Here is a 7,031-nt window from a genome sequence, read left to right as displayed (position 1 = left end):
GCCGCGAGAGCGCATGCTGGCGTTCCTCCTCCGTTGGACGACGCCGACGTCTTCGGCGGCCGTGAACGCCGCGCGCCGAGCGGACTCCGGTGCGACCGCGGAGTCGACTCGAAGGCGGCGTCGCGCTCGACGAGGTGCGCGAACCCGCGCACCAGCTTGAAATCGCTGGCCTCCCGCTCGAGGTCCGTCAGGGACGCCCGGAGTTCACTCCGGGACTCCCCGACGTGGCCCTGGAACGTTCCGAGGACGCGCCCCGCCAGCGCCTCCTCGTCGCCGCCGTCCGCGAACTGCGGCTGGTAGCCGCCGCCCGCCCGCGACACCCGCAGGAGGTCCTTCGTCAGCACGACTCCGCGTACGCCGTGCGCTCACAAAAGGATACAGAAGATTCTTGCCGGTCCGACGGAACCGAGACGTATGAACCGGCGGACGCTCCTCCGGACCACCGCGGCCGCGGGGGTTGCCCTCTCTCTGTCCGGCTGTCTGCGTCGCGGCGACGACGAGGACGCCCTGGTCGTGTCTGACGAGGAAGCCGGGGAGTCCGAAGACGGTACGTTCGTCGTCACCGTCACTATCTCGAACCCGACCGACCGCGCAGCGTCCGGGACGCTGTACGTCAACAGCCAGCTCGACGACGAGGCGCTCACGCGGGTCCGGGAGGTGTCGCTGGAACCACACTCCACGACGACGGTCCGCGTCGAGTTCGATGTCCAGTTCCGGAACATGTCGTCGATTAACTGGGACACCGACCTCGTCGAGGACTGACGACAGCGCCCGGGTCCGAGTACATGAACTGCGCCGCAGCGGCCACATCCTCAGCGCCGCCGGTCCGCCACTCGTTCTTCGGCGGTGTCGGCGCTCACGAGTTCGTACAGCAGGGCGCGGCCGCCGTCCTCCTTCGGGCGGAGCACCCGGCCGAGGCGCTGCGTGAACTCGCGCTCGCTCCCGCTGCCCGCGAACACGACGGCGACGTTCGCGTCCGGGACGTCGACGCCCTCGTCGAGGACGTTCGCCGTGACGACCCGCGAGTAGTCGCCGCTCCGGAACTTCTCGAGAATCTCGCGGCGCTCGCTGGCGCCCGTCTCGTGGGTGATGGCGGGGAGGAGGAAGCGCTCGGAGAGCCGGTAGACGAGGTCCGTGGACGCCGCGAACACGATGACGCGGTCGCGGCGGTGGCGGTCCAGGATCCGCGCTAGCTCCTCGACTTTCGCGTCGCTCTCCCGGACGATGCGGCGCGCGCGCTGCTTCGCCAGCAACGCTTCCCTCGCCCGCGGGTCGTTGCCCGAGCGCTTCACGAGCTCCTGGTAATCGCTGGGCGAGCGCAACTGGACGCTCGACTGCTGGAGGTAGTCCGTGAACGTTCCCTGCGCGTCCTCGTAGCGCTCTCGCTCGGCTGCCGTCAGCGGGACCTCCAGGCGCTTCACGTCGTACTCGGCGAGGTGGTCTCCCGCGAGGTCGTCGGCGGACAGCCGGTAGGCGACGTCCCCGACGAGGTCAGCGACGACCTCGTGGGCGTTGTCGGGCCGCTCGAAGGTCGCAGTGAGCCCCATTCGGGCTGGCGCGACGAGCATCCGCGCGATGTCACGGAACCCCTCGCCGCCGAGGTGGTGGACTTCGTCGAAGACGACGAGGCCGAACTGGTCACCGAGGTCGTCCGCCCGCAGGTACGCGGAGTCGTAGGTCGCGACCGTGACCGGCCCGAGGACCTGCTGGCCGCCGCCGAGTTGCCCGATTTCGCGGTCGAACTCGCGGCCGAGTTCGCGCTTCCACTGCGTGAGCAAGTCGATGGTCGGCACCACGACGAGCGCGGCCGTCCCGAGCGCTTCGATGGCCTTCAGGCCGATGACCGTCTTCCCGGAGCCGGTCGGGAGTTCGAGGACGCCCCAGCGCGGTCGCGGCGCGCCGTCGCCGCCCTCGGTGCCGGTCTGCCACGCGTCGAGGGCACCCTGCTGGTAGTCGCGAAGTTCGTACGCGGAGGCGACATCGAGGGTGTCGGCGTGGAGCGCGTCGTCCTCGTAGGGAATCTCGCGGTGGTCGAGGTACGCGACGAGGTTCGCGTACGCCATCGCCGGGGCGCGCCCAGTGCCCGTGCGGTCGTCGCTCTCGACGCCCGGCAGGCTGTCGACGCCGTCGGTCGGCGGACCGTCGCCGTCGTGTTCGACCCGCAACGTGCCGTCCTCGAACGCCAGCCGAACTGTCACGCCGCCGACTACGGAGCCGACGCTAATTAGTCGTCGGTCTGTGCAGCGCTCACGACCAGCGCCAGCGACAGGCCGGCGCCGAGGCCGACACCGAGGGCCAGTGGAACGTCGGTCGACGCGCGATGCAACGCGAGGAAGGCAGCCGCTCCGATTGCGAACCCGACCCCGGCCCCCTCCGCGGTGAACCGCAGCTCGTCGTGTTCGCCCATCGTTTCGACGACCCCCGGCCGTCGGCAAAACTGTTTCGAGACTGTCTAGTCGCGTCGGGGAACGGTACTCACGGGGCCGTCCCGAAATCCGTAAACCCGAGTATCCGTTTCTGACGTACATGAGCAACGACGCCGAGCAGGCAGGTGACGTCGACGCCGACGCGGAGACGGCCGTCGACGGGGCCGACGACGCGGCGACGGCGGGCGGCCACGCCGACTCGCTGGCCGTGCGGGTCCGCGAACACGACGACGAACTCGGCGACGAGGTCGCGGACCTGGAAGCCCGCGTCGAGGAACTGGAAGCTGACCTCGAGGCCGCCGAAGCGGAGGTCGAGGACCTCACCGACCGACTGCGGTCCAAGCAGGCGGACTTCAAGAACTACAAGCAGCGCGCGAAACAGCGCCAGGAGGACATCCGTGAGCGCGCCACCGAGGACCTGGTGGAACGGCTGCTGGACGTCCGCGACAACCTCGGACGCGCCCTCGAAGAGGAGAGTGGCGACGTCGACAGCCTCCGCGAGGGCGTGAAACTCACGCGCAAGGAGTTCGACCGCGTGCTTGACGCCGAGGGCGTCTCCGAGATCGCGCCGGCCCCGGGCGACGACGTCGACGCCAAGCGCCACGAGGTGATGATGACCGTCGACAGCGACGAGCCCGAGGGAACGGTCGCTGACGTCTACCGACCCGGCTACGAGATGGGCGGGAAAGTCCTGCGCGCTGCGCAGGTCGCCGCCAGCGACGGTGCGAACCACGGCGACGCGGCAGACGGCGACGATGCAGACGACGGGACAGGAAACGGCGATGCGGGAGGCGGGGACGCAGGAGACGGCGACGAGTAATTCGCCGGGACCGGCTCGGTCCGGTCCGGACCGACGGCCCCGGGCGCGAGAGCGCCGTCGGGGCGCGGCGATTGACCGCCGGTTCATGATAAATCCGCCGACCGGCTTTTTTCAGTGCGCCCGAAACCGCAAGACTGCGGCGCACTCGAATTTCGTGGTAGGCTGTGGCACTAGCAAGGCTTAAAGGGAAAACGCGGCTTAGACACGGGTAACATGGCAAGTGAGAAGATTTTGGGTATCGACCTCGGCACCACGAACAGCGCGTTCGCGGTGATGGAAGGCGGCGACCCAGAGATCATCGTCAACGGCGAAGGCGACCGCACCACGCCCTCGGTGGTCGCGTTCGACGACGGTGAGCGACTCATCGGCAAACCCGCGAAGAACCAGGCGGTCCAGAACCCCGACGAGACGGTCGCCTCCATCAAGCGCCACATGGGCGAGGAGGACCACTCGGTCGAACTCGACGGCGAGGAGTACACGCCGGAGCAGATCTCGGCGATGATCCTCCAAAAGATCAAGCGCGACGCCGAGGAGTACCTGGGGCAGGACGTCGAGAAAGCCGTCATCACGGTGCCCGCGTACTTCAACGACCGCCAGCGCCAGGCGACCAAGGACGCCGGCGAAATCGCGGGCTTCGAGGTCGAGCGCATCGTCAACGAACCGACGGCCGCGTCGATGGCCTACGGCCTCGACGAGGACCAGGACCAGACCGTCCTCGTCTACGACCTCGGCGGCGGGACCTTCGACGTCTCCATCCTCGACCTCGGCGCGGGCGTCTACGAGGTCGTCGCCACGAACGGCGACAACGACCTCGGCGGCGACGACTGGGACCACGCCATCATCGACTACCTCGCAGACAACTTCGAGGACGACCACGGCATCGACCTGCGCGAGGACCGCCAAGCCCTCCAGCGGCTGAAAGACGCCGCCGAGGAAGCCAAGATCGAACTCTCCAGTCGCAAGGAGACGACCATCAACCTCCCGTTCGTCACGGCGACCGACTCCGGTCCCGTCCACCTCGAAGACGACCTGACGCGCGCGAAGTTCGAGAGCCTCACCGAGGACCTCATCGAGCGCACGGTCGGCCCGACGGAGCAAGCCCTCGAGGACGCCGGCCTCGACAAGGACGACATCGACGAGGTCATCCTCGTCGGCGGGTCCACGCGCATGCCCCAGGTCCAGGAGAAAGTCGAGGAGCTCGTCGGCCAGGAGCCGAAGAAGAACGTCAACCCGGACGAGGCCGTCGCGCTCGGCGCGGCCGTCCAGGGCGGCGTGCTCTCCGGCGAAGTCGACGACATCGTGCTCGTGGACGTCACGCCGCTCAGCCTCGGTATCGAGGTGAAGGGCGGCCTCTTCGAGCGCCTCATCGAGAAGAACACCGCCATCCCGACCACCGCGTCGAAGGTGTTCACGACCGCCGCGGACAACCAGACGAACGTCCAGATCCGCGTCTTCCAGGGCGAACGCGAGATCGCAGACGAGAACGAGTTCCTCGGGGACTTCCACCTCAGCGGCATCCCGCCGGCGCCCGCGGGCACCCCCGAGATCGAGGTCACGTTCGAGATCGACGCCGACGGGATCGTGAACGTCGAAGCCGAGGACAAGGGCTCCGGGAACGCCGAGTCCATCACCATCGAGGGCGGCGTCGGCCTCAGCGACGACGAGATCGAGGAGATGCAGCAGGAGGCCGAGGAGCACGCCGAGGAAGACCAGCAGCGCCGCGAACGCATCGAGGCGCGCAACGACGCCGAGACCGCGATCCAGCGCGCGGAGAACCTCCTCGAGGAGAACGAGGAACTCGTCGACGAGGACCTCGAAGCGGACGTGAACGACGAGATCGAGACCGTCCAGGACCTCCTCGACGAGGACGAGGTCGACCCCGACGAGCTCGAGGAGGCAACGGAGTCCCTCAGCAAGACCCTCCAGGAGATCGGCAAGCAGGCCTACCAGCAGGAAGCGCAGGCCGGCGCAGCGGGCGCCGGCGGCGCTGGCGCTGGTATGGGCGGCATGGGTGGCGCCGGACCCGGTGCGGGCGCCGGTGCGACTGACACGGACGTCGGCGACGAGGAGTTCGTCGACGCCGACTTCGAAGACGTCGAGGAAGACGGCGAAGAGGAGTAACGCGACGACTCGCCGTCTTCGTCGGTTCTGAAGACGAGCGTGAGCGAGTCGGTGCGTTCTCTCGCTGGCGGGCGTGAATCAGTCCGTATCGACGTGCTGCAGGATTCGTCGACGTTCGCGGAGCCCGTTTCACTCACGCGATGACAGAAGGCATTTATCCTCGCTGGCCGGCCACCAACATATGTCGGAAACCGCTCTCCTCCTCTTCCAGTGGTTGCTGCTGTACGCTGGGCTGTTTCTCGCGGGGCTCCCCGTCGCGCGACTGCTGTTCCCCGCTGCGCCCGACGACGGCGCGGGATTCGCGATACCCGTCGCGACTGTCGTCGTCACGATGGTCGCGTTCTACGTCGGGCAGTTCACGTTCGGGCCGTGGACGGCCCTGTTCACCGTCGGGGTGCTGGTCGCGCTCGGCGCTACGGCGCACCGGGCCGCTCGCCGCCGGGGACTCGCTGACTACGACCGGCGGCGGATCGCGGGCGCGTTCGCCGTCTTCGTCACAGGCTTCCTGTTCGTCGTCGCGCTCCGGTCGATGAATCCCGTGATGAGCGGGTACGGCGGCGAGAAGTTCCTCCACACGGGGCTGCTCAACGCCGTGCTGCGGGCGGAGGCGCTGCCGCCCGAGGACATGTGGTACGCCGGAAAACCGGTGCGGTACTACTACGGACTCCCCGTGTTCAACGCGGTCGCCGCACTCCTCACCGACACGTCCGTCGAGTACGTGCACAATCTCGCGCTCGCGGGATACTTCGGGACGCTCGTGGTCGGCGCGTATTCGCTGTCCGGGTGGCTCACCCGCGACCGCGGCTACTCTCGACGCCTCGGCGGCGCGCTCGGCGTGTTCTTCGTCGCGCTCGCCGGCAACACGGTCACCGTCGTCCGGTTCGCGCTCGGGGCGCTCCCCACGGACCTGGCGGTGAAGTACGGCCGCGCGGCGTTCAACGTGAACCGGGCGGACTACCCGGCGGTCCTGTTCGAGCAGTCCAAGCTCTCGACGTGGGGTTGGTGGGACACGCGATACGTCGTCGAGGGCACGCTCCAGGAGTTCCCGCTGTACTCGTTCGTGAAAGCCGACATGCACGGCCACACCGTCACCACGGGCTTCCTCGTGCTCTCGGCGGCACTCGCGTACTCGTACGTGCAGACGCCGGCCACGGCCCGAAAGCGCCGCGCTGCTCTCCTGTTCGGCGGAATCGCTGTCGTCGCGGGGTACTTCGGCGTGACGAACACGTGGTCGATGCCAAGCGCTGTCGGGATGGCGTGGCTGGCGTGCGTGTACGCCGACCCGCATCCCGCCACACTACTGCCCGGAGCCATCGGCAAGCGCCTCCGGGCCGTTGCACCCGACCCAGACAACTCATTCGGTGCTCGGGTCCTCACAGAGGCCTGGCGAACCATCGTCGCGGCCGTCGTCGCTGCGGGCGTCGGCATCGTCGGGTACGCGCTCGCGTCGCCGTTCCTGCTGGCGAGCGTTCCGCCGAACGAGGGAATCGGGCTGTTCCCGCCGCGAACCTCCGCAATCGGCGTCCTCCTCATCTACGGGAGTCTCCTTGCGCTGTTCGTCGCGTACCTCTTCACTCGATACACCGGCGTCGACGAGGCGAGTCCGCGCGGCGTGCTCGCGGCTGTCGCGGGCCTCGCTGTCGCCGTGGTCGTCGCCCGCGGCC

The 7,031-nt window shown here is 68.5% G+C and carries 5 protein-coding genes and 2 pseudogenes; 4 read left to right on the top strand and 3 right to left on the bottom strand.

Annotated features, from left to right (window positions below; genetic code table 11):
* A pseudogene (locus GRX66_RS14805) lies at positions 1 to 344 on the bottom strand (DUF790 family protein); the annotation flags it as partial.
* A 70-nt stretch (positions 345 to 414) separates the two neighbouring features.
* Here GRX66_RS14805 and GRX66_RS14800 point away from each other — a divergent pair.
* Positions 415 to 762, top strand: a complete 348-nt coding sequence (locus GRX66_RS14800) for a hypothetical protein (protein ID WP_159527246.1) — start codon at positions 415 to 417, stop codon at positions 760 to 762.
* A 50-nt stretch (positions 763 to 812) separates the two neighbouring features.
* Here the strand turns inward: GRX66_RS14800 and GRX66_RS14795 are convergent, their stop codons facing one another.
* Positions 813 to 2,198, bottom strand: coding sequence for a DEAD/DEAH box helicase family protein (locus GRX66_RS14795; RefSeq protein WP_325064137.1), 1,386 nt, complete (start codon positions 2,196 to 2,198; stop codon positions 813 to 815).
* A 26-nt stretch (positions 2,199 to 2,224) separates the two neighbouring features.
* Positions 2,225 to 2,407: a hypothetical protein gene (locus tag GRX66_RS14790; RefSeq protein ID WP_159527245.1), complete on the bottom strand. Its 183-nt coding sequence runs from the start codon at positions 2,405 to 2,407 to the stop codon at positions 2,225 to 2,227.
* A 119-nt stretch (positions 2,408 to 2,526) separates the two neighbouring features.
* Here GRX66_RS14790 and GRX66_RS14785 point away from each other — a divergent pair.
* The 3 genes and pseudogenes from GRX66_RS14785 to GRX66_RS14775 form a co-directional block, all read left to right on the top strand.
* Positions 2,527 to 3,147, top strand: a pseudogene (locus tag GRX66_RS14785) (nucleotide exchange factor GrpE); the annotation flags it as partial.
* 312 nt (positions 3,148 to 3,459) lie between these two features.
* Positions 3,460 to 5,367, top strand: a complete 1,908-nt coding sequence (dnaK, locus tag GRX66_RS14780) for a molecular chaperone DnaK (RefSeq protein ID WP_159527243.1) — start codon at positions 3,460 to 3,462, stop codon at positions 5,365 to 5,367.
* 181 nt (positions 5,368 to 5,548) lie between these two features.
* Positions 5,549 to 7,031, top strand: a 1,483-nt coding sequence (locus GRX66_RS14775) for a DUF2298 domain-containing protein (RefSeq protein WP_201293042.1), incomplete at its 3' end; no start/stop codon positions are given.

This window comes from Halobacterium bonnevillei (assembly GCF_009831555.1).
In the GTDB taxonomy this organism is placed as follows: Archaea; Halobacteriota; Halobacteria; order Halobacteriales; family Halobacteriaceae; genus Halobacterium; species Halobacterium bonnevillei.
This window is presented reverse-complemented; position numbering and strand designations above follow the sequence as displayed.